The 25,519-nt window shown below is 69.4% G+C and carries 25 protein-coding genes and 3 pseudogenes; 14 read left to right on the plus strand and 14 right to left on the minus strand.

Translation table 11 applies throughout. The features are described from left to right. Positions 1–72: 72 nt before the first annotated feature. A complete protein-coding gene (locus ACFIF2_RS34065; RefSeq protein ID WP_395577157.1) occupies positions 73–1,524 on the plus strand; it encodes an amidase in 1,452 nt (483 codons plus the stop codon). Between the two features lie 76 nt (positions 1,525–1,600). Here ACFIF2_RS34065 and ACFIF2_RS34070 read toward each other — a convergent pair whose 3' ends face one another. From ACFIF2_RS34070 to ACFIF2_RS34085, 4 genes are all read right to left on the minus strand, one after another. Continuing rightward, positions 1,601–2,266 (minus strand): hypothetical protein, encoded by a 666-nt coding sequence (locus tag ACFIF2_RS34070; protein WP_395577158.1) that lies wholly within the window; start codon positions 2,264–2,266, stop codon positions 1,601–1,603. A 201-nt stretch (positions 2,267–2,467) separates the two neighbouring features. Further along, the gene (locus tag ACFIF2_RS34075) at positions 2,468–3,067 is read right to left on the minus strand and encodes a TetR/AcrR family transcriptional regulator (protein ID WP_395577159.1); all 600 of its coding nucleotides are present in this window, start codon (positions 3,065–3,067) and stop codon (positions 2,468–2,470) included. Between the two features lie 197 nt (positions 3,068–3,264). Continuing rightward, on the minus strand, positions 3,265–4,656 hold the full coding sequence (locus ACFIF2_RS34080; RefSeq protein ID WP_395577160.1) for an amidase: 1,392 nt from the start codon (positions 4,654–4,656) through the stop codon (positions 3,265–3,267). Continuing rightward, positions 4,643–4,852, minus strand: a complete 210-nt coding sequence (locus ACFIF2_RS34085) for a hypothetical protein (protein ID WP_395577161.1) — start codon at positions 4,850–4,852, stop codon at positions 4,643–4,645. The genes ACFIF2_RS34080 and ACFIF2_RS34085 overlap by 14 nt, the downstream gene beginning before the upstream one ends. Positions 4,853–5,278: 426 nt before the next feature. Between ACFIF2_RS34085 and ACFIF2_RS34090 the strand changes: the two genes are divergently transcribed. Next, positions 5,279–6,190: an MBL fold metallo-hydrolase gene (locus tag ACFIF2_RS34090; protein ID WP_395577162.1), complete on the plus strand. Its 912-nt coding sequence runs from the start codon at positions 5,279–5,281 to the stop codon at positions 6,188–6,190. A 166-nt stretch (positions 6,191–6,356) separates the two neighbouring features. On the opposite strand, the gene ACFIF2_RS34095 is transcribed toward ACFIF2_RS34090, so the two are convergent. Next, complete coding sequence (locus tag ACFIF2_RS34095; RefSeq protein ID WP_395577194.1) at positions 6,357–6,902, minus strand: TetR family transcriptional regulator; 546 nt, start codon at positions 6,900–6,902, stop codon at positions 6,357–6,359. A 53-nt stretch (positions 6,903–6,955) separates the two neighbouring features. Here ACFIF2_RS34095 and ACFIF2_RS34100 point away from each other — a divergent pair, with 53 nt between their 5' ends. Further along, positions 6,956–7,645 (plus strand): nitroreductase, encoded by a 690-nt coding sequence (locus ACFIF2_RS34100; protein ID WP_395577163.1) that lies wholly within the window; start codon positions 6,956–6,958, stop codon positions 7,643–7,645. 401 nt (positions 7,646–8,046) lie between these two features. Here ACFIF2_RS34100 and ACFIF2_RS34105 read toward each other — a convergent pair whose 3' ends face one another. Beyond that, positions 8,047–8,655: a TetR/AcrR family transcriptional regulator gene (locus tag ACFIF2_RS34105; protein ID WP_395577164.1), complete on the minus strand. Its 609-nt coding sequence runs from the start codon at positions 8,653–8,655 to the stop codon at positions 8,047–8,049. A gap of 115 nt (positions 8,656–8,770) precedes the next feature. Here ACFIF2_RS34105 and ACFIF2_RS34110 point away from each other — a divergent pair, with 115 nt between their 5' ends. Beyond that, positions 8,771–9,784 carry a GNAT family N-acetyltransferase gene (locus ACFIF2_RS34110; protein ID WP_395577165.1) on the plus strand — a complete coding sequence of 338 codons (1,014 nt, stop codon included), beginning with the start codon at positions 8,771–8,773 and terminating at the stop codon, positions 9,782–9,784. Between the two features lie 51 nt (positions 9,785–9,835). On the opposite strand, the gene ACFIF2_RS34115 is transcribed toward ACFIF2_RS34110, so the two are convergent. Beyond that, positions 9,836–10,291, minus strand: a complete 456-nt coding sequence (locus ACFIF2_RS34115) for an Lrp/AsnC family transcriptional regulator (protein ID WP_395577166.1) — start codon at positions 10,289–10,291, stop codon at positions 9,836–9,838. A gap of 124 nt (positions 10,292–10,415) precedes the next feature. On the opposite strand from ACFIF2_RS34115, the gene ACFIF2_RS34120 reads away from it, so the two are divergent. Beyond that, entirely contained in the window at positions 10,416–11,444 is a 1,029-nt protein-coding gene (locus tag ACFIF2_RS34120) for an alcohol dehydrogenase catalytic domain-containing protein (protein ID WP_395577167.1), read from the plus strand. 521 nt (positions 11,445–11,965) lie between these two features. Here ACFIF2_RS34120 and ACFIF2_RS34125 read toward each other — a convergent pair. Then, positions 11,966–12,397, minus strand: coding sequence for an RNHCP domain-containing protein (locus ACFIF2_RS34125; RefSeq protein ID WP_395577168.1), 432 nt, complete (start codon positions 12,395–12,397; stop codon positions 11,966–11,968). Positions 12,398–12,416: 19 nt separating this feature from the next. After that, the gene (locus ACFIF2_RS34130; protein WP_395577169.1) at positions 12,417–12,797 is read right to left on the minus strand and encodes an RNHCP domain-containing protein; all 381 of its coding nucleotides are present in this window, start codon (positions 12,795–12,797) and stop codon (positions 12,417–12,419) included. A gap of 694 nt (positions 12,798–13,491) precedes the next feature. On the opposite strand from ACFIF2_RS34130, the gene rsgA reads away from it, so the two are divergent. From rsgA to ACFIF2_RS34160, 6 genes are all read left to right on the plus strand, one after another. Beyond that, positions 13,492–14,607, plus strand: a complete 1,116-nt coding sequence (gene rsgA / locus ACFIF2_RS34135) for a ribosome small subunit-dependent GTPase A (RefSeq protein WP_395577170.1) — start codon at positions 13,492–13,494, stop codon at positions 14,605–14,607. Between the two features lie 17 nt (positions 14,608–14,624). Beyond that, the gene (locus tag ACFIF2_RS34140) at positions 14,625–15,371 is read left to right on the plus strand and encodes an SAM-dependent methyltransferase (protein WP_395577171.1); all 747 of its coding nucleotides are present in this window, start codon (positions 14,625–14,627) and stop codon (positions 15,369–15,371) included. Positions 15,372–15,566: 195 nt separating this feature from the next. Then, positions 15,567–16,532, plus strand: coding sequence for an ATP-binding cassette domain-containing protein (locus ACFIF2_RS34145; RefSeq protein WP_395577172.1), 966 nt, complete (start codon positions 15,567–15,569; stop codon positions 16,530–16,532). Further along, entirely contained in the window at positions 16,529–17,350 is an 822-nt protein-coding gene (locus tag ACFIF2_RS34150) for an ABC transporter permease (RefSeq protein ID WP_395577173.1), read from the plus strand. Before ACFIF2_RS34145 ends, ACFIF2_RS34150 begins: the two co-directional genes overlap by 4 nt. A gap of 5 nt (positions 17,351–17,355) precedes the next feature. Further along, positions 17,356–17,943, plus strand: coding sequence for a TetR/AcrR family transcriptional regulator (locus tag ACFIF2_RS34155; protein ID WP_395577174.1), 588 nt, complete (start codon positions 17,356–17,358; stop codon positions 17,941–17,943). 449 nt (positions 17,944–18,392) lie between these two features. Then, complete coding sequence (locus tag ACFIF2_RS34160; protein ID WP_395577175.1) at positions 18,393–18,536, plus strand: hypothetical protein; 144 nt, start codon at positions 18,393–18,395, stop codon at positions 18,534–18,536. 129 nt (positions 18,537–18,665) lie between these two features. Here the strand turns inward: ACFIF2_RS34160 and ACFIF2_RS34165 are convergent, their stop codons facing one another. After that, a complete protein-coding gene (locus tag ACFIF2_RS34165; protein WP_395577176.1) occupies positions 18,666–19,256 on the minus strand; it encodes an SMI1/KNR4 family protein in 591 nt (196 codons plus the stop codon). An 806-nt stretch (positions 19,257–20,062) separates the two neighbouring features. Between ACFIF2_RS34165 and ACFIF2_RS34170 the strand changes: the two genes are divergently transcribed. Together ACFIF2_RS34170 and ACFIF2_RS34175 are read left to right on the plus strand one after the other, a co-directional pair. Beyond that, positions 20,063–21,448: a cation:dicarboxylate symporter family transporter gene (locus ACFIF2_RS34170; RefSeq protein WP_395577177.1), complete on the plus strand. Its 1,386-nt coding sequence runs from the start codon at positions 20,063–20,065 to the stop codon at positions 21,446–21,448. Between the two features lie 507 nt (positions 21,449–21,955). Continuing rightward, positions 21,956–22,431, plus strand: a pseudogene (locus tag ACFIF2_RS34175) (CbrC family protein). Between the two features lie 11 nt (positions 22,432–22,442). Here ACFIF2_RS34175 and ACFIF2_RS34180 read toward each other — a convergent pair. Together ACFIF2_RS34180 and ACFIF2_RS34185 are read right to left on the minus strand one after the other, a co-directional pair. Further along, positions 22,443–22,775, minus strand: a pseudogene (locus ACFIF2_RS34180) (transposase); the annotation flags it as partial. After that, complete coding sequence (locus ACFIF2_RS34185; RefSeq protein ID WP_395577178.1) at positions 22,742–23,437, minus strand: hypothetical protein; 696 nt, start codon at positions 23,435–23,437, stop codon at positions 22,742–22,744. The gene ACFIF2_RS34185 and the pseudogene ACFIF2_RS34180, both read right to left, overlap by 34 nt. Before the next feature lie 357 nt (positions 23,438–23,794). Between ACFIF2_RS34185 and ACFIF2_RS34190 the strand changes: the two genes are divergently transcribed. Next, on the plus strand, positions 23,795–24,253 hold the full coding sequence (locus ACFIF2_RS34190; protein WP_395577179.1) for a transposase: 459 nt from the start codon (positions 23,795–23,797) through the stop codon (positions 24,251–24,253). A gap of 14 nt (positions 24,254–24,267) precedes the next feature. On the opposite strand, the pseudogene ACFIF2_RS34195 reads toward ACFIF2_RS34190, so the two are convergent. Together ACFIF2_RS34195 and ACFIF2_RS34200 are read right to left on the minus strand one after the other, a co-directional pair. After that, positions 24,268–24,321, minus strand: a pseudogene (locus tag ACFIF2_RS34195) (hypothetical protein); the annotation flags it as partial. A 75-nt stretch (positions 24,322–24,396) separates the two neighbouring features. Continuing rightward, the gene (locus ACFIF2_RS34200) at positions 24,397–25,398 is read right to left on the minus strand and encodes a DUF389 domain-containing protein (protein WP_395577180.1); all 1,002 of its coding nucleotides are present in this window, start codon (positions 25,396–25,398) and stop codon (positions 24,397–24,399) included. Positions 25,399–25,519: the final 121 nt, after the last annotated feature.

Below are 25,519 nucleotides of genomic sequence, written 5' to 3' on the forward strand. Positions count from 1 at the left end.
CCCGCCTGTCCCGCACGTTACCGTGGGGTATGGTGCGGGACTGGCTGGTACCGTTTTTCGAGGGGAGTCGCAGTGAGAATTACTGAGTACGTGAGCTTCGACGCGGTCGGGCTCGCGGAGCTGGTGGCTGAAGGTGAGGTGACCCCCGCCGAACTGGAAGCAGCCGCACGCGAGGCCGCGCAGGCGGTCAATCCTCAGATCAACGCCATCGTGGAGACATGGCCGACCGACGACGAGCCCAGCCCCGGCAGCGCACCGCTGGCCGGGGTCCCCTTCCTGATCAAGGACATCGGGGTCTCCATGGCCGGGAAGCGGATGGAGCTGGGTAGCCGTCTCGCGGCCGGCAATGTCTCCGGCGCCGACTCCTCCCTGATGCGGCGCTTCCGTCGCGCCGGACTCGTGACGTTCGGGCGTACCGCGACACCGGAGATGGCCTACAGCAACACGACGGAGCCAGTGTTGTACGGCGCGACCCGCAACCCGTGGGACCCGGCGCGCAGCGCGGGCGGCTCCAGCGGGGGCGCCGGCGCGGCTGTCGCGGCCGGAGTGGTCCCGATCGCGCACGCCACCGACGCTGCCGGCTCGATCCGCGTCCCCGCCGCCCACAACGGCCTGTTCGGGTTGAAGCCCACCCGTGGCCGGGTCTCCATGGGCCCCTACTTCGACGAACTCTTCAACGGCCTGGTGGTGCACGGCAGTGTCAGCCGCACCGTGCGCGACAGCGCGACACTGCTCGACCAGATCCGCGGCCCGGAACCGGGTGACCCGTACTTCGCCCAGGAGCCGTCCCGGCCGTACGCGCAGGAGGTCACCCGGCACCCGGGCTCGCTGCGGATCGGCGTCCTCACCCAGGCATGGGGTGGGCGCCGCACGACCACGCCGGTGGCCGACGCGCTCTCCCGCACCACGCGTCTGCTCGAGTCCCTCGGCCACCAGGTGGAGGAGACCGAGGTCGACCTGGGGGTCGACTGGGAGGAGTTCGTCCTGGCCAGCGCCCGTCAGTGGACGGCGAATCTCACGGCCTCGGTCGACGAGCTGGCCGCCGCCTTCGACCGGCCCATCGACTCCTCGACCCTGGAGCCGCCCATCCTGGCCAGCTACCACTACGGGCAGCGGGTCACCGGCGCCCAGTTCGTCACCGCTCTCGAAATCCGCAACCGGATCGCCCGAAGCCTGGCGCGGTACTTCGCCACCCACGACATATTGCTCACCCCGACCGTGCCGGAGCTTCCCCTGCTCCTGGGCACTCATGCGCAGGGCGCGGAGACGCTGGACGGCCTCGGCTGGCTTCGGCACCTCTTGGATCTTTCGCCGTTCACCGCGGCGTTCAATGTGGCGGGCACGCCTGCCATGTCCGTGCCTGTGACGGCCGACACGGAGACGGGACTCCCGATCGGCATGCAGTTCGCCGCCGGATACGGGCTCGAAGATCGCCTCTTCCGTCTCGCCGGACAACTCGAACAGGCAAGCCCCTGGTCGGGCCGGACCCCCACAGTGTGGGCGGGGAACCACACGGATCACTGAGGAGTGCTCCCGGCATTCCGTTACGGTGTCGGCGGCGGTCAGGGGCGGGACCGGTCGCTGTATGCGTTGCGGGACATCACGGCTGGAGGATGAGCAGTCCAGGGAGGTCACCGGCGGTCACGGCGCCCTGGTCGATACTCACGCCTGTGTAGGCGCCCACGGCGGTGAACACCAGCTCGGGAAGACGCTCGCCGTGTTCCTCGTAGTAGGCCACCACCTCATCCGCGCTGGCGTCGGGTATCGAGGGGTACTCGGCACCGGCGGAGGCGAGGGCCTGGTCGAGGGCGCTGCCTCGGCTTGTGGTGGTGCCGAAGTCGGCGCGGTAGGCGCTTCCGTCGCCGGGGGCGTGGATGATCAGAGCCGGGGGGCGGAACCGGTTGAGGGTCAGGCAGAGGATCTCTTCACCCTCGCAGGGCAGCATCGACTCCACCCTGCCCTGATAGCCCATGGACCAGGTGGCCATGCCCCAGTTCTCCAGCACATACGTCCATTCCCCGGATGTGCCGTACATGACGGCGTTCACCGAAGGGCTCGGCCGGCCGGGCACTGTAGCCGGGGCGCGTAGTTCGGCATAGTGGAGGCGGGTGTCCAGCTCGTCGAGGTCGGCGCCCAGGTTGATCAGGAACTCGTCCTGCTCTACTCCTCTGGCCAGGGTGAGGGAGATCCCGCCGCGCATGCCCCGCACGCTCGGGGCGTCGGGGGTGTGGTGGTGTGCGCCTATCCACGCGATGCCGTCACTCATGGCGGTCACACCATCGGCTTGAGGCGCGCGACACGGGGCGGGGTGAGCGTGCCGGCGTAGGGCTGTGGCTGGTCTGTGGTTCCGCGTATCAGCCGCAAGCGTGTCCCCTTTGTCTGCTTCGTGATGTGCTTCGTGATGGTACTCACCAACGCCCGACCGGGCTCGGCCCTGGCGAATCCGAGCGCCGGAAGTGGTCGTGCTTCAGCTCCTCCTCGGGCTTTGCCGTGCAGCGGTGAAGCGGGAGGCGCTGGGGTCGAGGAGTGCGGCGACAAGGCGGCGTGCGTAAGGGGCGCCGAGTTCCTGCGGGCGGAAGAGGATGCGGTACATGAGGGGGGCGACGACGCGGTCGATGACGGTCTCGACGCCGGGCGTTTCCTCTCCGCGTTCACGGGCGCGGGTGAGGACGAGATCGATCTGCTGGGCGGCGTAGGCGGAGCACTGGCCGGCGTTGCCGCCGGCGGGATCGCCGAGGAGGGCGTCGCGGATGTAGGCGCGTCCGGCGGGGGAGGACATTTCGTCGAGGAACTCTTCGGCCCAGGCTGCCAGGTCGGTCGGCAGGCTGCCGTGGTCCGCGGGCGCGGTTTCGGGACGCAGGTGCTCGACCGCCACGTCGGAGAGCAGTTCCTGCAGGTCTCCCCAGCGGCGGTAGACGGTCGACGGTGTGACGCCCGCGCGCTGGGCGATCATCGGCACGGTCAGGGCGTCGCGGCCCACTTCCTCGGCGAGTTCGCGTACGGCGGCGTGTACTGACGCCTGGACGCGGGCGCTGCGTCCACCGGGGCGTACCATCTGCCTGCTCATGGGGATCCATCTTAAGGCGAACGCGTTGCGTCTGGCGGGTTGTGGGCGGCCACGTCCACCTGGCCTGGGTGGTCGCCGGGCAGGTCAACGTCTGCCGACGCGTCGCTGCCTCTCACTCCCCGGCACTCCGGTTCCGGGTTCCGGGTTCCGCGCTCCGCAGCCCGTGACCGTGCCGGCCGCGGGCTGCGGGCGTTGGTTCACGCAGCGTGTGCGAGTGCGGAGGCGGGCCGGGTCTGTTCGTAGGCGTGGCCGGCCCGCAGGAGCACGTCCTCTTCGAGTGGCCGCCCGAGCAGCTGCATGCCGATCGGCAGCCCCGTGCTGTCGTGCCCCACGGGCAGGGACAGGGAGGGGGCTCCGGTGATGTTGGCGGGGGACGAGAGGCGTACGTAGGCGTCGGAGACGCTTTCGACACTCCCGTCGGCCCAGGTGATGGTCTCCTGACCGGCTCTGACGGCGGTGGCCGGGACGGCGGGAGCGGCGACGAGGTCGACCTCCGTGAACATCCGGGCCCATGCCTGCCGCATGAGGGTGCGGGCACGCTGGGCACGCAGATAGTCCCCCGCGGTCATCAGTTCGCCGGCTTCGAGGAGGACGCGGACGTCGGCCTGGTAGAGGTCAGGGACCGTGCGCAGGGTGTGCTCGTGGTAAGCGGTGGCCTCGGGCACCATCAGCCCCCACTGGATGGCCTGGACGTACCGCGTCATGGGGATCTCCACCTCGACGAGGCGGGCACCAAGATCCCGGAGCTGGTCGATGGCGCGGCGCACGGCTTCTTCGGTCTCGGGGTCCACGTGGTCGAAGTAGTAGGTGCGCGGCACGCCGACCCGCAGCCCCGTCAGATCTGTGCCGGCCCGCGGCCGGTAGTCCTTGGCGGGTGCGGACAGCGTGGCGGGATCGCGCCGGTCGTGACCGGCCAGCGCGGTCAGGACCAGGGCCGCGTCCTCGACGGTGCGGGTGATCGGGCCGACGTGGTCCAGTGACCAGGACAGCGACGTGACGCCGCGGCGGGGCAGAAGGCCGTAGGTCGGCTTGAGGCCGACCACGCCGTTGAGCGCGGAAGGCACCCTGATGGATCCGCCGGTGTCGGTACCCAGAGCGAAGGTGGCCATACCCGCGGCGACGGCGACGGCCGACCCGCCGCTCGAGCCGCCGGCGACCCGGTCCGTGTCCCAGGCGTTGTGTGTCTGCGGGGTGGTCAGGCCGTAGGCGAACTCGTGCGTGTGTGTCTTCCCCAGCAGGACCGCGCCGGCCCGTGCCAGTCGGGCGGCGACCGTGCTGTCGGTGCTCGCGCGGTGGCCTGCGCGGACACGGGAGCTGGCCGTCGTCGCCGAACCCGCAACGTCGATCAGATCTTTGAGGCCTGCGGGGATGCCGTGCAGTGGACCGCGTCGGCGGTCGGCCGCGATGTCGCGTTCGGCGTCACGCGCCGCGCTGCGGGCGCGGTCGGCGGCGACGCTCACATAGGCGTGAAGATCCGGTTCCCTCTGTGCGATGCGCTCCAGGACGGAATCGGTCAGTTCTACGGGGGACAGGCGGCGGGTGCGGATCGCCTCGGCGGCTGCGGTCAGCGTGAGTTCATACGGCTGCATCGTGCGTCTCCTCTCCCGCTCGGTAGACAGGGGCGGGTGGGGTGTCGCCGAAGTCCAGCTCGCGCAGGACGGCGACGACCGAGTGGATGTGGTCGGCGACGGCCGCGACCGCGGCATGGCGGTCGGCCGACAGCGGGAGCCCGCCACGGGCGGCCCAGCGGGCCGCCTCGGGCGGGGAGAGTTTCGCGGCAGACATGGACATGGACTTCCTTCCTCTGCGGGTTGCGGGCCTCCCGCATCCGGGCGCCTCCCGGACCCGCCTCAGCGGGTTGTGGGTCGCGCAGGGCCGATGCACCGCATCACCCGCCACCCGCCATAAAAGCTAACCGTTTGCTTTAGAGGACTGTAGGGGGCTACGGTGCATTAACGCAAACGAATAGCTTTTAATGGTGAGGGGGTGAGGACTCCCGCGCCCTCCCCCCGCCTCACTCCGGAAGCTCCCGCCCTCCAGCCCCTCCATGGCCGCCTGCGTGGCGCGCCCTGCGGGGTCCTTCGCCCTGAACGCCGCGGTCCTGGTCACGTTCCTCGCGGCATCGAGTGCGCCCGCGACGCTCTCTCCACCACCAGGACGCCTGGCACTTGTCCGCGCTCACCTGACGAGACCCTGAAGGACAGCATGATCATGAACACCGCACCCGCCACCCGCCCGACCGCCACACCCTCCTGGCTCGTGGGTGACGTCACCGTCCACCGCATCGACGAGACCCCCTTGCCCCCCGCCACCGGCCCCTGGCTGCTGCCCGATGCCACCCCGGGCCTCGTCGCCTCGCACGACTGGCTCCACCCGCACTTCGCTGACGACAAGGGCACCCTCCGCATCGACAGTCACAGCTTCGCCCTCACCCTCGACGGCCTGCGGATCCTGGTCGACACCGGCATCGGCAACGGCAAGCAGCGCGCCAACCCGGCCTGGCACGACCTGGACACCGGCTACCTCCGCAACCTGGCCGCCGCCGGATACCCCCCGGACTCGATCGACCTGGTGATCCTCACCCACCTGCATGCCGACCACGTCGGCTGGAACACGCGGTTGGCGCACGGTGAGTGGGTTCCGACCTTTCCCCGCGCCCGCTACCTGACCACCCGCACCGAGCGGGAGTTCTGGGCCGGATACGATATGGACGAGGCACGCGCACAGATGTTCCGGGACTCAGTGCTCCCGGTGGAAGAGGCAGGGCTGCTCGACCTCCTCGACGTCCCCGCCGAGGGTGCCGACATCGTCCCCGGACTGCGCCTGCTGCCCACTCCCGGCCACACCCCCGGACATGTTGCCGTCCAACTGACCAGCCACGGCCGGAAGGCAGTGGTCACCGGCGACAGCATCCACCACCCCGTCCAACTCGCCCACCCCGCCATCGGTGCGTGCGTCGACATCGACCCCCAGCAGTCCGAGACCTCGCGCCGCACCCTGCTCGCCTCCCTCGCCGGCACGGACACCCTCCTCCTGGGCACCCATTTCGCCCCGCCCACAGCCGGCCGTGTCGCCCTCCACGAGGGCGGTTACCACCTCTCACGCGTCCACCCTGACGCGTAGTGACCGGAACGCCGGTGGGCGGGCCCGGCCGACGGCGGAAGATGGCGTCCCACCGTGTGGTGACGGGGATCGCCGGGTCGAGTGCGCGGGTTCTGCATCCCTCGGATGCACCGTCTGCCGGTGACAGGTCTCGTGGGTCCGCAGCGCTGCGACGGCGTCCGCCTCGTCAGCCCTGCTCCCTCCCTCCCGAAAGAGCCCGGTCGAGCAGGACCTCCGCCGCCGCCCGCGCGTGGCGACCGTAGTCCGCCTCGTTCAACACCATGGCGCGGCTGGCCGCTCCGTCCGCGAGGGTGGCCAGTTGCTCGGCGAGTGACAGGGGTTCGCGGCAGCCCAGCTCCGTCAGCACCGCGGCGATCAGCTGCACCATGCGCAGCTTCTGCTCTCGGGCGTAGGAATGCACCGCGCTCTCCGGGTCGGGGAACTCCGCGGCGGCATCGATGAACGGACACCCGCGCACCAAAGTCGCGTCGGCCGCCGGCTGGTCGAACAGGCGGCGGATCCGCTCACGGGGAGCGACATCCGAACGGGTCAGTACGGCTTCCAGGGTGGCCCCCGACCGGACGAGATCCTGCAGGTGGGCGATGACGAGGTCGTTCTTGGTGCGGAAGTGCGCGTAGAGCGTTCGCTTGGACACCGGCGCCGCCTCGGCGACCTGCTCCATGCCGGTCGCGCCGATGCCCTGGATCGCGAACAGCCGGTCGGCGGCGGCCAGGACGCGCTCCCGCCCGCCGCGCCCGCGCCGTCCGGATGCCGTGAGGAGCCTTGATGGCCAGGTTTGTCACCACCGAGCTGAGCGGCTGCGCGGAGGAGCTGATACGCGGTCGCCGCGCGACCCGCGCGTTCCGTCCGGAACCCGTACCCGAGGACACGATGCGCGACATCTTCTCGCTGGCCGGCGCCGCGCCGTCCAACTCCAACGCCCAACCGTGGCAGGTGGAGGTGGTGAGCGGCGCCGCACGTCAGCGCCTGGCCGATGCTCTGCGGACAGCTCACGCCGAGCGGCGCACTTCCGTGGACTACCCGTATTCCGAGGGGATGTACGCGCCGGTTCACCAGGAACGCCGAGTGGCGTTCGGCGCCGAACTGTACGGTGCGCTGGGCATCGGATCCGGCGATCACACGGCACGTACGGCCTACGACTCGGAAAGTCTGCGGTTCTACGGCGCACCCCACGCCGCCTTCCTCTTCGTCCAGGGCGACGGCGAAGCTCGACTGGCAGCGGATGTCGGTGCGTACATGCAGACGCTCCTCCTGGCCATGACGGCGTACGGCGTGGACAGTTGCCCACAGGGGCTGCTGAGCTTCTACGCCGACACCGTCCGCACCGAACTCGGCGTCACCGCAGGCAGGCTGCTCGTCGGCATCTCCTTCGGGTACGCCGACGAGTCGGCGCCGGTGAACCAGGTCAGGACCGAGCGGGCCCCGCTCGAGTCGACCACCGCCTTTCACGACTAGGGTCCGTCTTCGGAAAGCATCGGGCCGTGGATAGTGGCAGGCTGGCAGGTCGTCGACGAGATGGAGCCGGCCGCTGCCGTCGACGGCAGCGGCAGCCGGGCGTGCTGCTGCACGGCTTCCGCAGCCCCACCTGACGTGGTGGCACGTCGCCGAGCAGCTCGCCGACGAGCACACACCTGGGCATCCTCGCCGTGGTGCCGACCCTGGGCATGGGGAACGTCCCGCACGGTGCCCCGGCGGCGGTCGGCTACCACCTGTTCCTCATGGCGCAGCCGCCGGGACTCCCGAAGGCGATGACCGCCAACAACGCCGACGCCTACTCCGGCTCCTTCCCCGAGCCGGGGCCAGGGACCCGACCGACACACCCGAAGCGGTGCGAGCCGCGAACCTGGGCCCAGGGTCTAAGCGGTGTGCCCCGGCCCGGCGAGCCGGGCGACGAAGTCGTCGACCATGGCGATCTGCACGTCCTCGGGAAACCGTCCGGGGTCGAAGAGGGCCTGTACGACGAGTCCGTGGACGAAGGCGACGGCAGCGGCGGCCAGTTGGCCCGTGTCTGCCGTCGCGGAGATCTCCCCGAGGTCACGTGCCGTCTCCAGATGAGGACGGAAGCCGTCGCGCAACCTCGCGTATCGGTCGCCCTGTTGGGCCGCCAGCGCCTCGTCGGCGAGGGACAGGTCCCAGGAGCCGACCCAGACGCGATTGCGGGCGGCGTCGGCCGGGGTCAGCGGCAGGATGTCGAGCAGCATGGCCCGCACGGTGGGCAGGCCGTCGGCGGGGGGAGTCCGGCGCGGGCGTTTGGCCGTGTCCTGTTCCAGCAGGTCCAGCGCGTGCGTGACAAGGGCCCGCTTGCTCGGGAAGTAGTGCGTCAGCATGCCGGTCGAGACGCCCATCTCGGCGGCGACGGCGCGCAGCGTCAGCCCATGGAATCCCTTGGCGGCAAGGACGCGCCACACCGCCTCGGACACGTCCTTGCGGCGGGCTTCGTGATCTCCGGGTGCGGGGGGCGCCATGCGGCTAGCCTACATACCAAACGCTTGTTACGTACGCTCCTTGCCATGTGACCGCGGGCAGCTCCTCCGCCTGCGTCATCGGCCGACCCGACCCGTCCCGGAAGGCGGAACGCCCATGTTCACCACCCCGCTCGACGACCGCGCACAACTGCGTCCCCTGGAGCCCTGGCAGGCCCCGGAGTTCCTGGCGCACATCGACCGGGCCCGCCCGCTGGTCGACCCGTGGATCCCCTGGGCGTCGCTCACCACCGACCTGGCCTCGGCCAGGTCGACCCTCCAGCGCTACGCCGACCTCTCGTCCTCCGACAGCGGCCGGATATACGGGATCTGGCTGGACGACGTGCTCGTCGGCGGCGTCATGTTCACCCGCTTCGACGCCTCCTCGGGTGTGTGCGAGATCGGCTGCTGGCTGGAGGAGGCCGGGCAGGGCCGAGGACTGGTGACCCGCGCGTGCCGGGCAGTGATCGACTGGGCCTTCACCGAGCGCGGAATGAGCAGGGTCGAGTGGTGGGTCGCCTCGGGCAACACCCGCAGCATCGCGTCCGCCCGGCGTCTGGGCATGACCCGGGACGGCGTGCTCCGGCAGCGTTACCCGTACCGCGGGGTGCGCCACGACAGCGAGGTGTGGTCCGTCCTGGCGCAGGAGTGGCCGCCGGCAGAGATCCGGTCCACACCCGAGCCCGAGCCCGAGTTCGTGTCCGCGTCCGCGTCCGGCGACCAGGCGGACATAGACCGGCTGATGGGCCTGTTCATGGACTCCTTCACCAACACCGGCGGAAGGCGCCCCGATCTGGAGATCATCCGCGAACTCTTCGTCCCGGAGGGACGGATCATCTCCAACATCGGGAACGACCCCGTGATCATGGACGTGGACGCGTTCGTCGAACCGCGTCGCAAGATGCTCACCGACGGCACGCTGACGGAGTTCTCCGAGTGGGAGGTCTCCCAGCGCACCGAGATCTTCGGATCGGTCGCGCACCGGTTCAGCGAGTACCGTAAGTCCGGCATCCGGGACGGAGCACCCATCGAGGGACGCGGTCACAAGACCACCCAGTTCCTCCGGACCCGAGACGGCTGGAAGATGTCCTCCATGGCCTGGGACGACGAACCGACCCGCCGTCCGGAGTGACGGGTACCCGGCTCCCCGAATGACGGCCACGTCCTGCCCGGCGCGTCGTTCTCAGCCCTCGGGTAGGAGCCACGCAGCTATGTCCACGTCACGTGGATGCACGGGCTCGGAGAGCACCACGCCGGTGGTGGTGTCACCCATCTCCGAGAGGTCCTCGATGACCTGCTCGAGGTGTTGCGCGCCCCGGACCGCGACCGTCAGCTCGTAGCAGTTCTCCCCGGTGACGTGGACACACGACAGGACGTGGCCCATGGCGAGCAGCCGGTCGCGCAAGTCCTGCGCGTTCCGGACGGAACGGAGCCGGGGGCGCAGCGAAACGTGGGCTCGCAGGCCCAGCCCCAGCCGGCCGAGATCGAGGTGGACGCCGTAGCCCTTGATCACTCCGGAGTCCTCCAACCGCCGCACCCGCTCGGCGACCGCCGGCCGGCTGAGAGAGACCCTGCGGCCCAACTCGGCAAGGCTGACACGGGCGTTGCGGGAGAGCTCACGGATGATCGCGAGATCCACCGCATCCGTCCCCGACGTTTGGGAAACAGACAACCCAAATCACCTTCTCATCGACGGCAGCAGCACGGGCATCCCGTCGCAATGGCATGGCCGGACGGGCGGCGGCAGCCTACCGTGATCGTCCATGAGAGCCACCGTGCTGGAAGGGGTCGGGCAGGTTCGTCTCGTCGACGTTCCCGACCCGGTGATCGAGCAACCGAGCGACGCGTTGGTGAGGGTGTCCCTGGCCGCCGTGTGCGGATCCGACCTGTGGCCGTTCCGCGGCCAGGAGTCGTTCACTCCGGGCGACCGCATGGGCCACGAGTGGATCGGAGTCGTCGAGGACGTCGGCGCGGGCGTCACCCGTCTCCGCGCGGGCGACCTCGTCCTCGCACCGTTCGCGTTCGCGGACGGCACCTGCCGACCTTGCCGTGACGGGTTGTTCACCTCCTGTCCCAACGGCGGCTTCTGGGGTGGACGGCATGACGGCGGCCAGGCCGAGGCCGTACGCGTGCCATTCGCCGAGAACACGCTTGTCCCGGTACGCGCAGAAGCGGATGCCGAACTCCTGCGCCGCCTGCTTCCGCTGACGGACGTCATGGCGACCGGTGCCCACGCCGTCGTCCTGGCCGATGTCCGGCCGGGCTCCACGGTGGTCGTCCTCGGGGATGGTGCCGTCGGGTTGTGCGCGGTGCTCGCCGCCCGCCGCGCCCGAGCCGAGCGGATCATCCTCATCGGTCGGCACCCCGACCGCGACGAACTGGCCCGGCACATGGGTGCGACCGACGTCCTGGCGGCGGACGACCTCGCGACGGTCGACTACGTACGGAACGCGACCGAAGGCGGTGCCGGCGGCGTCGCCGAGTGCGCGGGCACCCAGTCCGCCCTCGACCTCGCGATCGACCTGGTCCGGCCCGGCGGCACGATCGGTTCCGTCGGAGTGCCCAACGGCGTGGACCGCGTCGACCTCTACCGGCTGTTCCGCCACAACATCGCCCTGCGGGCCGGGGTGACTCCCGCCCGCCGCTACCTGGAACCCCTGCTCGCCGAAGTCCTCACCGGACAGCTCGACCCCTCACCGGTACTCTCCACCGACCTGCCCCTGGACGCCGTAGCGACCGCCTACCAGGCCATGAACACGCGCCAGGCCATCAAAATCGCCATCCGGCCATGAAGCATGGGGGCCACATTGCCTGAGCCCGGGCCACCAGCTCGGCAACCAACCCGCAGGGTGTGGCCCTGGCCGCGCCGTACGGTCACCGTGGTCGAGCGCAGCCCGCTCGGCGGGCTCCAGCTCGGTGGTGCGGAGGAAGTCGGCGACCTCGCCGGGCAGGCCGCGCAGCCCGTGGCAGCGCGGCACCATCGTCCACGCGGGATCCACGGCTGTCGCCCTCCGGCAGACCCCGTCGAGTAGGTATGGGCACACGTGAAACGCAGCCTCGCCAACCTCTGGAGCCTCACGAAGCTGCCCCGACCGCGCGGATGCACCGACTGACGGGGCGTTGACCGAAACAGGCGACACTCACAGTGCTCGTGACCTGGAGAAGGGGCGGAGCGTACGAGCACTTCCGCGCTCGTACGCTCCGCCCCTTCGTGCGGCCTCGATGTCACCGACGAGAGCAAGATCCAGAACGCCCCATGAAAGGGCGGCGCTTGCCCGGTTCTTGCGACACGACGCCGCGAGCCGCCGTCAGCTCATAGCTGGAGCAGCATACGGTGGGCGATGCTGCTGTCCCGCAGCGGCTTCAGCGCGAGGCGCACCAGGGCCAGTGCGTTGTCGTCGCCGGCGATCCGGTTGGCGCTGAGCTCACCGCAGGACTGGCACTGGTGAATGATCATCCACTCACCGTCGGGCCGCAGGGACATACTCAGTGCCTCCATCCGTCCACGGCAAGCCGCAGCCCGGTCACCCGGGATCCGGCGGTCGACGTGCAGGCTGACCAGGCAGTTGGGACAGTGATTGCGGTGGGTGGTGCCGGGCGCGTCCAAGGACACGTCCAGTCTGCAGCCCACGCACCTGAAATCGTGTCGCCGGTGCCCTCCTTGGCGGTGCAGGACGTCCTTGTGCCGCTGTGGCCGTCGGGTCCTCTGCGTACGTCTGCTGGAGTTGTTCGCTCGTCTCGGCACGGGGTCTTCTCCTTCCTGTCTACAGGTCGCCGAATGCTTCGAGCGGGAACGGTGGTTGTGCCAGCGGACGCACGGCCATACGCATCAGGATGAGCTGGTTGTCGTCGGCGCAGATGGGGCTGGAGGTCAGCTCGTCGCAGCGCACGCAACGATGGATGACCATCCAGTCACCGGTACGCAGCACGGCGACGGAGATCGGCGACATCCGGCCCTGGCATGCGCTGGGGCCGCCCTCGACATGGTCGAGAACGTGCTGTGAGTGCAGGCACGACGGGCAGTGGTTTCGACGGGTGCCGTCGCCAGCGGCGGCGGATACCGTCAGGCCGCACCACGCGCAGGTGAAAGTGCCGGCCAGAACGGTGTTCGGAGTGTTGGAGCGAGTTTTGTCGGTACTGGACACCCGGAGGGCTCCTTGCTGAGAAGTCGGTCATGACAGCAAGAGCAGGCCGAGCGGCCTCGCCGAATACGCCCCCGTATGCCGCAGTGCGCGGGGACTACGGGGTGCGTGGGCAGGTCACAGCACCGGAAAGCCGCGTCCGGTAGCCGTCCGGGTGGGACGGGTCAGGAGGACGGGACGGCTGGAGCCGTGCAGCGAGGCGCGCGCGGCGAGGGCCGGGGGCACAAAACTCACTCCTTTCCGGGGCGCAGCAGGCCCGAGTAGTTCCGACGGAACGCCTGACAGTAGCAATGGCCCATGAGCGGGCGTCAACGGATTATCGGACCTGCCGTCGCGGTGAACAGCGAAGACGTCGCGCCGGACCCGAGCCGGCGACGTCTGCCCCAGCTCTCGTCCCTGCGCGAGATCGTCGCAGTCGTCGAGGGGGGGCGCATGCGACCGGGGCGGGTGGTTCAATCGACTCCCATGCTGCTCCACAGAAGATGCTACGGTTTCTGTGGAAGTGGCGACCAGGCCACTCTTGGAGATCGGAGGAGATGCGCGATGACGGTCGTGGTGACCACCGCTGTGTGCGGTGCCCGACTCGTTCGCATCTCTCGGGTCTCGGCCTGACCTTTCCTCTGCCAGCCTCCCCTGTGGGGGAGTGGTTCCGGCACGTCTGCCGTCCGGCGAGACCCCCTCTCAAGGGTCTCTTCACTTGTTTCACCCACACGCTTCACACCCATCTGCTCTCTCCCGTCCTTCGCGCGTCCTGACTCTGGTCGACTACGGCTGGGACACGGAGCGTGAGCGGTCCTTCGGTCCGTCGAGGGACGAGGGACTGGTCCCGGGCCGTGTCGTGCGGGCCGAGCGCGGTCTGTGCGACGTCGTCGCCGAGACCGGCCCCGTCCGCGCGATGGTCCTCCGCTCCTCAGGTACCGGTGACCGGCTGACGCCGTGCACCGGCGACTGGGTGTCCGTCCGTCCGGCCGGCCCGGCGACCTCCGCCACCGTGGTGGAGGTGCTGGAGCGCCGGAGTGCCGTGGTCCGCTCCACCTCCTCGCGCACCTCTCATGCCCAGGTATTGGCCGCGAACGTCGACACCGTGGCGGTGGCCGTCTCCCTCGCCGACCCGCTCAAGCTCGGGCGGATCGAGCGGATGCTCGCCCTGGCGTGGGAGAGCGGCGCCACACCCGTGGTGGTGCTCACCAAGGCCGACCGGTGCACCGACCCCGCCTCCGCGGCGGCAGAGGTGGCCGAGGCGGCCCCGGGCGTGGAGGTGCTGGTCACCAGCGCCACCACCGGCGAAGGCCTGGACGTCCTGACCGCCGTCATGTCGGGCACGGTCGTCCTGCTCGGACCCTCGGGCGCGGGCAAGTCCACCCTCGGCAACCGCCTGCTCGGCGAGGACCTCCTGGCCACCGGCGCGGTACGCGGCGGCGACGGCAAGGGCCGGCACACCACCGCCTGGCGCGAACTGGTGCCGCTGCCCCACGGCGGAGTCCTCCTGGACAGCCCGGGCCTGCGCGGCGTCGGCCTGCACGACGCCGACGACGGCCTGGAGCACACCTTCGCAGAGATCACTGAGCTGGCCCGCGACTGCCGCTTCGCGGACTGCGCCCACACCACCGAGCCGGGCTGCGCGGTGCTGGCCGCCGTCGAGGACGGTCGTCTCACCCAGCGGCGCCTCGACAGCTACCACCGGCTGCAGCGCGAGAACACCTACGCCGCCGCCCGCACCGACGCGCGGCTGCGCGCCGAGCTGGAACGGCCGATGAAGCAGATCTCGCGCCAGGTGCGCGCCCTCAAGCAGTCCCCTCACTTCAAGGCATGACGGAAAGGAATACGGTCATGGACCTTCCTCGCATTTTCACCATCCGCGAGAGCGGCCACCGCATCCACAACCCGCTCACCGCGGACAAGTTCGCCACCCTGGGCGAATCCCTCCGCCTCCCTGCCGGGACGCGGGTGCTCGACCTGGCCAGCGGCTCGGGCGAGATGCTGTGCACCTGGGCTCGTGACCTTGGCTTCACGGGCACCGGAGTCGACATCAGCACGCTCTTCACCGAGCAGGCCCGGGCCCGGGCCGCCGAACTCGGCGTCGCCGACCGGGTCGAGTTCGTCCACGGTGACGCCGCCGGCCACGTCGCCGACCAGCCGGTTGATCTCGCCGCCTGCGTGGGCGCCACCTGGATCGGCAACGGCGTCGCCGGAACGACCCAGCTGCTCCAGCGCAGCCTCCGCCCGGGAGGAATGATGCTGATCGGCGAACCGTTCTGGCGGCAGACCCCTCCGGACGAGGAGACCGCCAAGGCGTGCCACGCCACCTCCGTCGCCGACTTCCTGCTCCTCCCCGCTCTGATCGAGCAGTTCCAGGAACTCGGGTACGACGTCGTGGAAATGATGCTGGCCGACCAGAACAGCTGGGACCGCTACGCCGCGGCCCAGTGGCTCAGCATGCGCCGCTGGCTCGACGAGAACCCGGACGACGAACTCGCTCCCGAAGTACGGGAGGAACTCACCACCGAGCCCGCCCACTACGCCCGTTACGGGCGTGAGTACCTCAGCTGGGGCGTCTTCGCTCTCATGAAGCGCTGACACTCCCGCCCCGAGTGGAGTCCGGACGTCATGACGTCCGGACCCCACTCGGGAGACTTCATCACCACGGCGATCGAGCCGACGGCAAGGGCGAGCCGACGCCCTCCGCCTCCGTGAAGACCCTGACCTTCTTCCGCACCGGGGGAGCGGGGCTGAGGTTTTGCAAACCTACCTATCGATAGGTAGGTTTTAGGCATGGACAACGTCGCCACCCCATCCATCCGTGCCGTCGGGCTCGGCCGGGACTTCGCCGAGCACACCGCGGTGCACCGGCTCGACCTGGAGGTGAACCCCGGAGAGGTCTACGGCCTGCTCGGCCCCAACGGCTCAGGCAAGAGCACCACCGTCCGGATGCTCACCACCATGCTCCGCCCCTCCCGGGGCGCGGCCCAGGTCGCCGGAGCCGACGTCTCCCGTGACCCTGGAACAGTCCGCCGCCGCACCGGAGTCGTCCTTCAGGGCACTGCCCTCGACCCTCTGATGTCCGCCCGTGAACTGCTGCGCCTGCAAGGGCGGCTCCAGTCGCTCACCGCCCGGCAGGCACGCGCACGCTGCGCCGAGCTCCTCACCGCTTTCGACGCGCATGACTTCGCGGACACGCCGGTCGGCAAGCTCAGCGGGGGTCAGCGCCGCCGTGTCGACCTCGCCGTCGCTCTCGTCCAGCGCCCGGACGTCCTCTTCCTCGACGAACCCACCACAGGGCTCGACCCGGCCAGCCGCCGGGACCTGTGGGACGAGATCCGCGCACTGGCCGCCAACCACGGCGTCACCGTCCTGCTGACCACCCAGTACCTGGAAGAGGCCGACCAGCTCTGCGACCGCGTCGGCATCCTCCGCGCCGGACGCCTCATCGCCTCCGCCGCCCCGGATGTCCTCAAGGACGAGGTCGGCGACCGTGTCCTCACCCTGCGATTCCGCGACGCCTCCGCCGCCGGCCAGGCCCGGGAGCTGCTCGCCGCCAAGGGGGAGCAGCTCCACACGGCCGAAACCGCCGCGCACGCGGTGAGCATCCGGCTCGCCCGACCTGGAGCCGACGGGGAGACGCTGCTCACCCTGGCCTCCGCGGGCCTGCACGCCGAATCCCTGACTGTCAACGAACCTAGCCTGGAGGACGTTTTCCTCCGCCTGGCCCTCACCCCGGAAGGCGCCACTGCCGCATGAGCACGATCACCACCGCCGTCGCCGGTCCCGCAGGCCCGCCCGCAGCAGCGAAGTCGTGGGCGGCCCTGGGGCCACTGACCGCCCGCTCGCTCAAGTCCTGCCTCCGTACGCCCTCTCTGCTTCTCTCGCCGCTGCTCACGAGCGCGTTCTTCATGATCATCTACGAGGGACAGCTGTCCTCGGTCACGGCCGCGGCCACACCCGGCGGTCGCTACATCGACGTCGTTCTGCCGCTGTGCCTGCTCACCACCGCCTTCACCGGCGGTGCCACCGCGGGGCAGCTGCTCGTGAGCGACATCGGCTCGGGCTATCACGCACGGCTCTGGCTCACCCCGGTCGGCCGCTGGGCCCTCATCACCGCCCCCGTCCTGGCAGGCGTCGTCGTCCTGACCGCTCAGACCGTCGCGCTCACCGGACTCGGCCTGCTGCTCGGCCTGAACCCCGTATCCGGGGCCCCCGCCGTCCTCGCGCTCATCGGTGCCACCGTCCTGCTGGGGACGGGGTTCCTGCTGCTGGCCGCAGCGGTCGGCCTCCACACGGGCAACAGCTCGGCAGTCGGCTCCGTGACCCTCGTCTTCTTCCCGCTCTCCTTCTTCACCGCCACCTTCGTCCCGCGTGACCAGCTCGGCGGCTGGATGGCCCACGCTGCCGACATCAACCCGCTCACCCCGCCGCTGGAAGCCATGCGCAGTCTGCTCACCGCGCCCTGGAACGAACAGAACCTGCTGCCGGGCGCCATCGTCGCCTTCGTCCTCCTGGCGGCGGGCGCCGCCGCGGCCCACCTCACCCTGACCCGTCGTACCCGTACAGGAGTCTGACCACCATGCCCCGCCAGAGCGACACCCGCACCCGTGCCCGCGACGAATTCGCCCGCCGACTCACCGACTACGGCTACCTCGGCGTCTCCCTCGACGACATCGCCAAAGCCGTCGACGTGAAGAAGGCCAGCCTCTACCACCACTTCCCCGGCGGAAAACCCGCCCTTTTCATGGAGGTGGCCGACCACTACACCAAGGAAGCCTCGGCCCTCCTCCAGAGCGCACTCGCCACCCCCGGCACCCTGCGCGACAAGCTCCTCGCCCTCGCCGCCTCCTACGCCACGGGCACCTACAACTCAGCGCTCAGCAACCAGATCTACTACGCCATCCGCCATCTCGAGGACGATCAGCGCGCCGAGGTCACCCGCGCCTACGTGCGCGGCCTCATCCAGCCCGTCACCGACCTCATGGCCCAGGCGGTGGCCACGGGCGAACTACGGCAAGCCGACCCGGCCTTCCTCGCCACCGCCTTCATGGAACTCGCCGCCACCGTTCATCCCCTGCAGGACGACAGCACTCCGTCCTCCGCCGACCGCCTGGCCCAGGACGTCGTCGACCTTTTCCTGCGAGGAGCCGGCCCAGAGACCCCCTGACCTGAACCCTTGAAGAGCTGAGACCGCCCAGGAGAAGCACGGCCGTCGCCTGACCAATCACGCCGCGACAACCGACGGTCCGGTGATCGGGCCAACTCACCCGACTCGGATTCCGGCCCGAACCAGGAGAAGGCACTCGCCCCGGACCGCCAGCCCAATCCACGCCGCCCCCGAGACACCTGCCACGGAAGTCCCCTACGAGGAGCTATGCCGCTGCCTGAACGACCGAGAGCTTCCCGCCGGACGTCCGCATCGCCGCAGCCTTCATCCGCCTCTACGCCCTCCCCCTGACCCGCATCGTCGACCACCTCAACGACGGATCCCGGCACAGCGAAGCCGGCACATACGTCCTGCCGGGCCGCACTCCCGGGCGCCCTCGCAACCCCGCGGGACTGGCCGACAAACTCAAGCGCTACAGCCTGCCCACGCGCGCAGCCCGGAAGACCGCCATGGTGCAAGCGCTAGCCGACCTGCCACCGGTACTGGTCTCCGACCTGATCGGCATCCAGCCGAGAACAGCGGCACGCTTCGCAGCCTTGGCCGGCGAGAACTGGTCCGACTACCTGGCCGGTCGCCATCCTGCCCGCGTCTGAGGATCACAGGAGGGCGCAGGCACACGCGGCGGGGGGTGGCTTCACGCGAGCGTGCGGACTTCCCGTCTCAGACAATCAAGTTTGAAGGGGCCGTTCGAGCGTTCGTGGCCCCGGCCTGGGGTGGTGACGCTACTCGGTCCGCCACCAGCCCTGTCCGACATGCCAGTCCCTCACCCAGTGCAGGAAATCGCCCCTCGGCTGATCAGACGGGGAGTCGGCATAGGGTGCGGCGCATCCGTCTCTGAGCCACCAGACCCGACCGCGTTGCGGCCCGGTCACCACCAGCGTCCAGTACTCACCGAACCTGTCGCTGCCCAGTAGCACCGAGCCGTGCTGGTAGGTCTGGTGCAACTGGAACGAGTGGCGGCTGTGGTCGTAATAGTCGTACTCCCATTGCCATTCCTCCTTGAGCGGGAAAGGCTGATGGAGCACGCGTGCAGCGGTGCCATCGAACGGCTCCGGGCTCATCCAGGAGTCCGCTTCCCAGACAGCCCAGGTGGTTGGCTTCTCTCCCACAGGCAGCAGGCCCCCCTCGTCTGGCGGACCGTCGTCGGTGCCGTTCGCGATCTTGGCAACGAACGTGCGGTACGGCTCAGGCAACACCACGCCGTGCCTGCGCTCCCACGCCCAAAGAGCCTCCCAGCCCAAAGGGCTGTGCCGGACCTCTGCCGGAAAGGCCTCACGCAGGAGGGCCACCGCACCCAAAGTCGCATCTGCCACGCACTACAGGTATCACCGGTCACCGACACTCTGGCCTCGGACCACCGACGGTGGTGGACCAAGGGACACGCTGAGCACTCCATCGGCACGTGGCGGCCGGCCACGGCCGGCCGGGCTCCTCGCGCGACCATCCTGCTTCGTGCGCGAATTGCGCAGACTTCAGATACTGCCTCTTCACCAGTAGGTCCGCGTCACCATCGAGGCTAACGTCGACGCCGTCACCGGAACTGTGGCCACACCCCGCACGCTCCTGCTCGGCCGCTACGACGACACGGGCCGCCTGCGCTACACCGGCCGCACCGTCCCCTCGCCCGCACGGTGGTGATGGAGGTCGCCGTGGACGTCGCCCGCGACGGCGCCACCCGGTACGTCTCCACCAGGTTCGAGGGGGAGATGCGCCCGATGCAAGTGCCCGAGTTCGGCTGGGGTTGACTGCGGGGTGCTGCCGCTGTCACTGAGGCATCTGCGGGGGGTTCACTCGTCAAGGGCTGTCGGAGTGTGGCGCGGTGATGGGCTGACGCAGGTTGAGGTGGTGCGTACTACCGACTTCGTCGCCCACTGGCCGGCCAGCGCCGTGTGGAAGGCGAACGTGGTCCCGTCCACTCGACAGCTGCGGCTTTTGCCCATCCCGAGTACATAAAGATGCTCCTTGCATCTATTCGCCCTGGTCGGTGGTTGGAGTATGTGCCAAAGTTCCGCCCGCCTCCTGCTCGGCTCTTCCGTCAAACCGGTTGCCCCCCGATAGTGAGCAATTGAATGGAAGGTCAATTCCACACTGCGGAAGCGCGGTGGGAGGAGTGCGATTCATGTCGAAAGCCGGACCGTCCCTGGCTCGTCGTATCGCTCGAAGTCTTCGGACGTCGATGTTCATGCAAGTGCTCTGTGCACTGGTCGCCGGTGTCGTCATCGGAGGAGTGTGGCCCGAAGCAGGTTCCGCCGTACAACCGCTGGGTGACGGATTCATCCGGCTGATCAAGGCGATGATCGCGCCTCTGGTCTTCTGCGTGGTGGTGACCGGCATCGCCAAGGCAGGCGACCTGAAATCCTTCGGGCGTATCGGGCTCAAGGCGCTGATCTGGTTCGAGGCTGCCACGACCGTCGCTCTCGTGATCGGGCTGCTCGCTGGAAACCTCGTCCGTCCGGGCAGCGGGATGAACGTGGATCCCGCCTCACTCGACGCTTCGGCCGTCGATGAGAAGACCGGTGGTGGCGAGCTGCCTTCCACGAGCGAGTTCTTGCTGCATTCGCTGCCCGACAGTGCCGTGGGAGCGTTCGCCGAGAACTCCCTGCTCCAGGTCCTGGTCCTGGCCTGCCTGGTGGGTGCCGCGCTGCTGCATCTGGGTCACACCAAGGTGCCGGCGATTCTGCCGGCCGTGGCCCAGGCGCAAGAGGTGATCTTCGCCATCGTCGGCTTCATCATGAAACTCGCTCCACTGGCCGTGTTCGGAGCCACGGCCCATCTGGTGGGGGAGTACGGCCTCGGCGCGCTGTCCACGTACGGCAAACTGATCGGCGTCTGCTACGCGGTGGCGTTGCTCTTCCTTCTGCTGCTCGGGGCCGCCCTCAAGATGTTCACGGGTGTGAGCCTGTGGAAGTTCGTGCGCTACACGCGCGAGGAACTCGTGCTCGCGCTCGGAACGGGTTCGAGTGAGACGGTCATGCCGCGCATGATGCAGAAGCTGCGGCAAGCCGGCTGTCGCGACGACTCGGTGGGTCTGGTCCTGCCCACCGGGTATTCCTTCAACCTCGACGGCGCTTCCATCTACCTCTCCATCGCGACGCTGTTCATCGCCCAGGCCGTGGGCGTCGACCTGACGCTCGGGCAGCAGGTCACCGTCGTGCTCGTGCTGATGCTGACCAGCAAGGGCATGGCAGGTGTACCCGGCTCGGCATTCCTCGCGCTGTCGGCTACGGCCTCCGCCCTCGGAGTCATCCCGGCCGGCGCCGTCGCCCTGCTCCTCGGAGTCGACCGGATCATGGACACCATGCGGGTGGCCACCAACCTCCTCGGCAACTGCGTCGCCGTGTTCGCCGTCTCCAAGTGGGAAGGCGCACTCGACCCCGACCGCGCCCGCAAGGTCCTCAACGGGGAGGTCGCGTTCGTTCCAGAACAGGAGCCGCCCGGCACGGCGGGCACGGACGGGGACGAGACGTCGGCATCCCCCGCGACCACCATCGGCGTCGACCGGTGAGTGCCGATGTCAGGGGCGGCCCGCGCTACACCGGTCGCACCGTCCCGCTTACCCGCACCGCGACAGCTGCTCTCCCAACTGCGCTGGCGCCGGCCGTCGGTGAGCATCCTTGGGCGGGGCGGCCGTTCACGGCCGGGTGGGGCAACCGCGAGGTCCTGGAGATCACGCTCGTCGACCCGCAGCTGGTGGTGGAAGTTGATGTGGACCTCGCCCGCGACGGCGCCGGCCGATGGCGTCACCCCGTACCTCTCCCGGGCGCGCCCGGACCTGTCCGCCACTGACGTCCCGGCGTTCGGGATCGAGAGGGGGTGAGTCGCGTCAGCGTCGCTCGGCTCGGTCTCTCCTTGTGGTGACGGGCCGCGTGGCACCAGCTCGCCGGCGCCAGCCCCGGCCCTGCTCCCGCAGTGGGCCGGGGCTCTCGCATGTCGGCGAAGACGCCGCTCGGCCGGTGCACGCGCCGACCTGCCCTTCTTCCGTTATCACCCAAATCCCCTCGCAAGCGGGTCCATCCGCGCGTCCACCGAGACGTGCGCCTGCTGCAAGGCCGACATGGGATGGATCTACACGGCCACCTTCTACACTGCTCAGGACGTCAGCGGACGGTTCTGTCCTTGGTGCATCGCAAATGGCAGTGTCGCCGAACGCTTCGCTGGCGACTTCACCGACTCCTACGGGCTCGACGGTGTCAGTGAGGACGTCTTGCATGAGGTCACCCGCCGCACTCCTCGCTTCCACGCCTGGCAGGATCCACACTGGCTCGCCCACTGCCAGGACGCGGCCGCCTTCCTGGGGGAGTCGGATACGCCGAGCTGGCGGCGCATCCCGAAGCACTGGACCAGTTGCGGACCGACATGCGCCTCGACGGCTGGCACGACGAAAGCCGACTCGAACACTTCCTGACCAGCCTGGGCCAGGGGGCAACCGCCATGCTCTTCCGCTGCACCAGCTGCGGAGCCCACCTCGCCTACACCGACGCCTCGTGAGTATCGTCCGTGGACGTCGGTTCGATCGCGCAGCGGGACCAGTCCAGCTCGCCGCGGGAACCGAGTTCGTCGAGGACCAAGCGGTGGAGCTTGGCCCACACCCGGGTCTTCGACCACTCCGTGAACCGCCGGTGGGCTGTGGCTCCCGACGGCCCGAATGAAGCGGACGGCAACTGCTGCCACGTACAACCAGACGTCGCGACGAACACGATCGCGGTCAGCACTTCTCGGTCCCCGTGCCGGCGCCTGCCACCACCTTGCGGACGGGTCGGCGCCCCTGGCACCAGATCAGGCCAAATGAGATGACCTGTTACCCGTTGTCCCGCCGATTCAGCCGTGTGCAGCCCCATGTGCCTGCCGCGATGATTAGCGCTGCCAGGCCGCCGATTGTCCCTCGGTACGAGCCGGGTTCCAGGTCCAAGTCCACATCCTCAACCGGACCGGCTGCACCCTTGGGGTCGTACAGCACACGCACTTTGTCGCCTGGCTCAACCCATTCCGCTTCGCAGCCGTCGCCCTCCGACAGTTGAGGTGAGATCTCCCGGCCGTCGCGGGTGCGGAGCGTGCACTTGTCGGTCTTGCGGTTCTCGACCTCGATCACAACGGCCTCGGTCCGCCGGCCCCGCTCTTGCAGCGCCTGTTCGTTGCCGGCTTCATGGGTGATGATCGCCAGCACGACTGCGGCAGCGATGGCCACGGTGAGCGCGACTATGGCGAGTTTCGGCGGCTTCTTGTGAGGGATGTGGCGGAGCAAGAGGACCGGCACCAGGAGCAGCGCCAGGGGTATCAGCAGCGCGGAGGTGAGGAAGGCCGCGCCGCGTAGCAGGGCCGGCAGCGGGATCACCGGCGCGAGCCACATCAGGCTCACCGAGACCGCAACGCACGTGCTGTTGAACAGAAGCCAGTGAATGGGTCGCATACGGGCTCGGGGGCGGGCTTTCTCGGCCGGCGGGGCCGCTCGGTCGGCTCCTGCCGCGAGCCCGTGTACGTTTTTGCCCCCCGTCATGCGCCCCGTCTCCCTCTCCAGTCTGCGTCGGCCCGTTGACGGACGAGCGTACGCGGTGCCGAATCCAGACTGATTGGCGAGGTCCCCCCCTTCACTGCGACTCCTCGGCGCACGTCGGACAACGGAGGCGGGGAACCGAGGTGAGCAGTACGTCCCCGGCCGGAGAGGGGGTGACTCTGCTGTCTCAAATGAGCTGCTGTATGGCGCGAGGTGGCCATTCCGCTGACGATGACGTCCCGCTGTGTGGTGTAGGGGATCTCCGTGTCTGAGTGCGCGGGTTCTGCTCCTCCCTCGGGTGCACCGTCTGCCGGTGACTGCTCCCTGCTCAACTGGCAGGCCACGGTGCAACTGTCCGGAGTGAACGGGCAGTTCGACCCCAGGGGGTGCACGGTGGCCTTGTCCCGGCATGACCTACTTCGCCTGCTTGAGTCACTACGTTCGGCCGATGGTCTGGAACTCGTCCGCGAGGCCGCCGAACGGCTGCTGCAGGAACTGACCGAAGCCGAGGCCACCACAAAGATCGGCGCCGAATGGGGCGAACACACCGACACCCGCACCACCTGGCGCAACGGCCACCGGGAGAAGACGGTGACCACGCAGGCCGGCGACCTCGAGCTCGCGATCCCGAAGCTGCGGGCGGGCAGTTTCTTCCCCAGCCGCCGCAGGGGGTATGCCGTCGTGGAGTCCGTGCCTGTCACTGTGTTGAGCTGGGTAGTGGAAGGGCGCGTTGAACGTGGCGGAGAACCACTCGAGGCCGTCTCAGGACTCCGCGGCCCGTCCGTAGCGCGGTGCGCTCTGGCCTGCTCGTTGATGTAGCAGAACTGGGCGTCACGATCCGGGTGCTTTCTGCCCTCAAGGGCCTTGACGCCGACCTGCAGGCTCAAGCCCTCCTCACGCAGCAGGTCACCGGGCGGAGGCCGTTACTTACTCGGGCATTACAGATGCCGGTCCGAAGGGCCTCATCCACCGACCTTGCCGGCCGTGATCTGCCGGCCGCGTGTGCTGTCGACCACGATGGGGATGCCGTCGGGGAGGTGCCCCTCCAGGCTGTTGAGCAGATCTTCGATCGGGGGCAGGTCGCTGGGACTGCGCACGTGGATGTACAGGGTGCGGGAGCGTGCGTCGACACTGGTGACCGTCGCGCCGGGGCTGTGCGAGAGCCACCGCTCGGCGGCGCTCTCGGCTCTGAGGGTCCAGGAGTTGAGCAGGATGGTGACGACCGTGTTGGCGCCCAGGGGGAGCAGGACGGCGGCGAAGAGCAGTCCGAGCATGACGTGGGCGCGGCGTGGCCGGTGGAGGGTGTGCCGTCCGGCGGTGTGGGTGTAGCCGAGGGCGGTGAAGACGCTCATGCCGGCGAAGACGAGGGCGAAGAGGTTGGACAGGAAGAGCACCAGGGCGCCCAGCGCCGGCCACCATGCCGCCTGGCCGGCGCAGACGCCGGTGACGACGAGGGGTGGTACGAGGGAGATCGCGATGGCCACGCCTGGCAACACCGCGGCGACGTCCTTGCGGGCCAGTGCCACGGCGCCGGCGAAGCCCGTGGCCAGGGCGGAGATCAGGTCGAGCAGTCCCGGTGAGGTCCGGCCCGAGACCTGGCTGTTGGTCAGCAGGTCGTAGGACTGCGGCACCACCAGTGAGGCCACCGCCCCGACCAGGATCACCAGCAGGCACCCGAGGGCCACGAACGCGGCGGCGGTGGTGCGGCGGCGCTGTACGGCACCGAGGGCGATGCCCATGATGGGGGTGGAGAGCGGGGCGATGATCATCGCGCCGATGACGGTGGCGGTGGAGTCCGTCAGGATGCCGCCCGCCGCGATGACGGCCGAGAGCGTGAGCATGGTCCAGAAGGCCGACTGCTTCGACCGGCTGTCCCCGGACGAGAGATCGAGGTCCTGCTGGAGGTCGTCCAGGGACCGGCGTTGCCGGTCTGGCAGAACCTTGTCGCGGAGTTGGCCGGGCATGTGCTCAGTATCGGGACCGGGGCGGCCTCCGCCGGGCAGCAACACGATCCTGCCGGTTGGTGTCGCGGTGTTTTCCGTGGGTGGCCCCGCCGGCCGGGTTCCGTCCGGGCCGGCTGCTGAG

Source organism: Streptomyces sp. BK79 (assembly GCF_044142145.1).
Lineage (GTDB): Bacteria > Actinomycetota > Actinomycetes > Streptomycetales > Streptomycetaceae > Streptomyces.

Coding starts and splice junctions, on each gene's coding strand:
- ACFIF2_RS34070 (WP_395577158.1), bottom strand. CDS start 2,266: ATGAGTGACGGCATCGCGTGGATAGGCGCACACCACCACACCCCCGAC.
- ACFIF2_RS34075 (WP_395577159.1), bottom strand. CDS start 3,067: ATGAGCAGGCAGATGGTACGCCCCGGTGGACGCAGCGCCCGCGTCCAG.
- ACFIF2_RS34080 (WP_395577160.1), bottom strand. CDS start 4,656: ATGCAGCCGTATGAACTCACGCTGACCGCAGCCGCCGAGGCGATCCGC.
- ACFIF2_RS34085 (WP_395577161.1), bottom strand. CDS start 4,852: ATGTCTGCCGCGAAACTCTCCCCGCCCGAGGCGGCCCGCTGGGCCGCC.
- ACFIF2_RS34090 (WP_395577162.1), top strand. CDS start 5,279: ATGAACACCGCACCCGCCACCCGCCCGACCGCCACACCCTCCTGGCTC.
- ACFIF2_RS34100 (WP_395577163.1), top strand. CDS start 6,956: ATGGCCAGGTTTGTCACCACCGAGCTGAGCGGCTGCGCGGAGGAGCTG.
- ACFIF2_RS34105 (WP_395577164.1), bottom strand. CDS start 8,655: ATGGCGCCCCCCGCACCCGGAGATCACGAAGCCCGCCGCAAGGACGTG.
- ACFIF2_RS34110 (WP_395577165.1), top strand. CDS start 8,771: ATGTTCACCACCCCGCTCGACGACCGCGCACAACTGCGTCCCCTGGAG.
- ACFIF2_RS34120 (WP_395577167.1), top strand. CDS start 10,416: ATGAGAGCCACCGTGCTGGAAGGGGTCGGGCAGGTTCGTCTCGTCGAC.
- ACFIF2_RS34140 (WP_395577171.1), top strand. CDS start 14,625: ATGGACCTTCCTCGCATTTTCACCATCCGCGAGAGCGGCCACCGCATC.
- ACFIF2_RS34145 (WP_395577172.1), top strand. CDS start 15,567: ATGGACAACGTCGCCACCCCATCCATCCGTGCCGTCGGGCTCGGCCGG.
- ACFIF2_RS34150 (WP_395577173.1), top strand. CDS start 16,529: ATGAGCACGATCACCACCGCCGTCGCCGGTCCCGCAGGCCCGCCCGCA.
- ACFIF2_RS34155 (WP_395577174.1), top strand. CDS start 17,356: ATGCCCCGCCAGAGCGACACCCGCACCCGTGCCCGCGACGAATTCGCC.
- ACFIF2_RS34160 (WP_395577175.1), top strand. CDS start 18,393: ATGGTGCAAGCGCTAGCCGACCTGCCACCGGTACTGGTCTCCGACCTG.
- ACFIF2_RS34170 (WP_395577177.1), top strand. CDS start 20,063: ATGTCGAAAGCCGGACCGTCCCTGGCTCGTCGTATCGCTCGAAGTCTT.
- ACFIF2_RS34185 (WP_395577178.1), bottom strand. CDS start 23,437: ATGACGGGGGGCAAAAACGTACACGGGCTCGCGGCAGGAGCCGACCGA.
- ACFIF2_RS34200 (WP_395577180.1), bottom strand. CDS start 25,398: ATGCCCGGCCAACTCCGCGACAAGGTTCTGCCAGACCGGCAACGCCGG.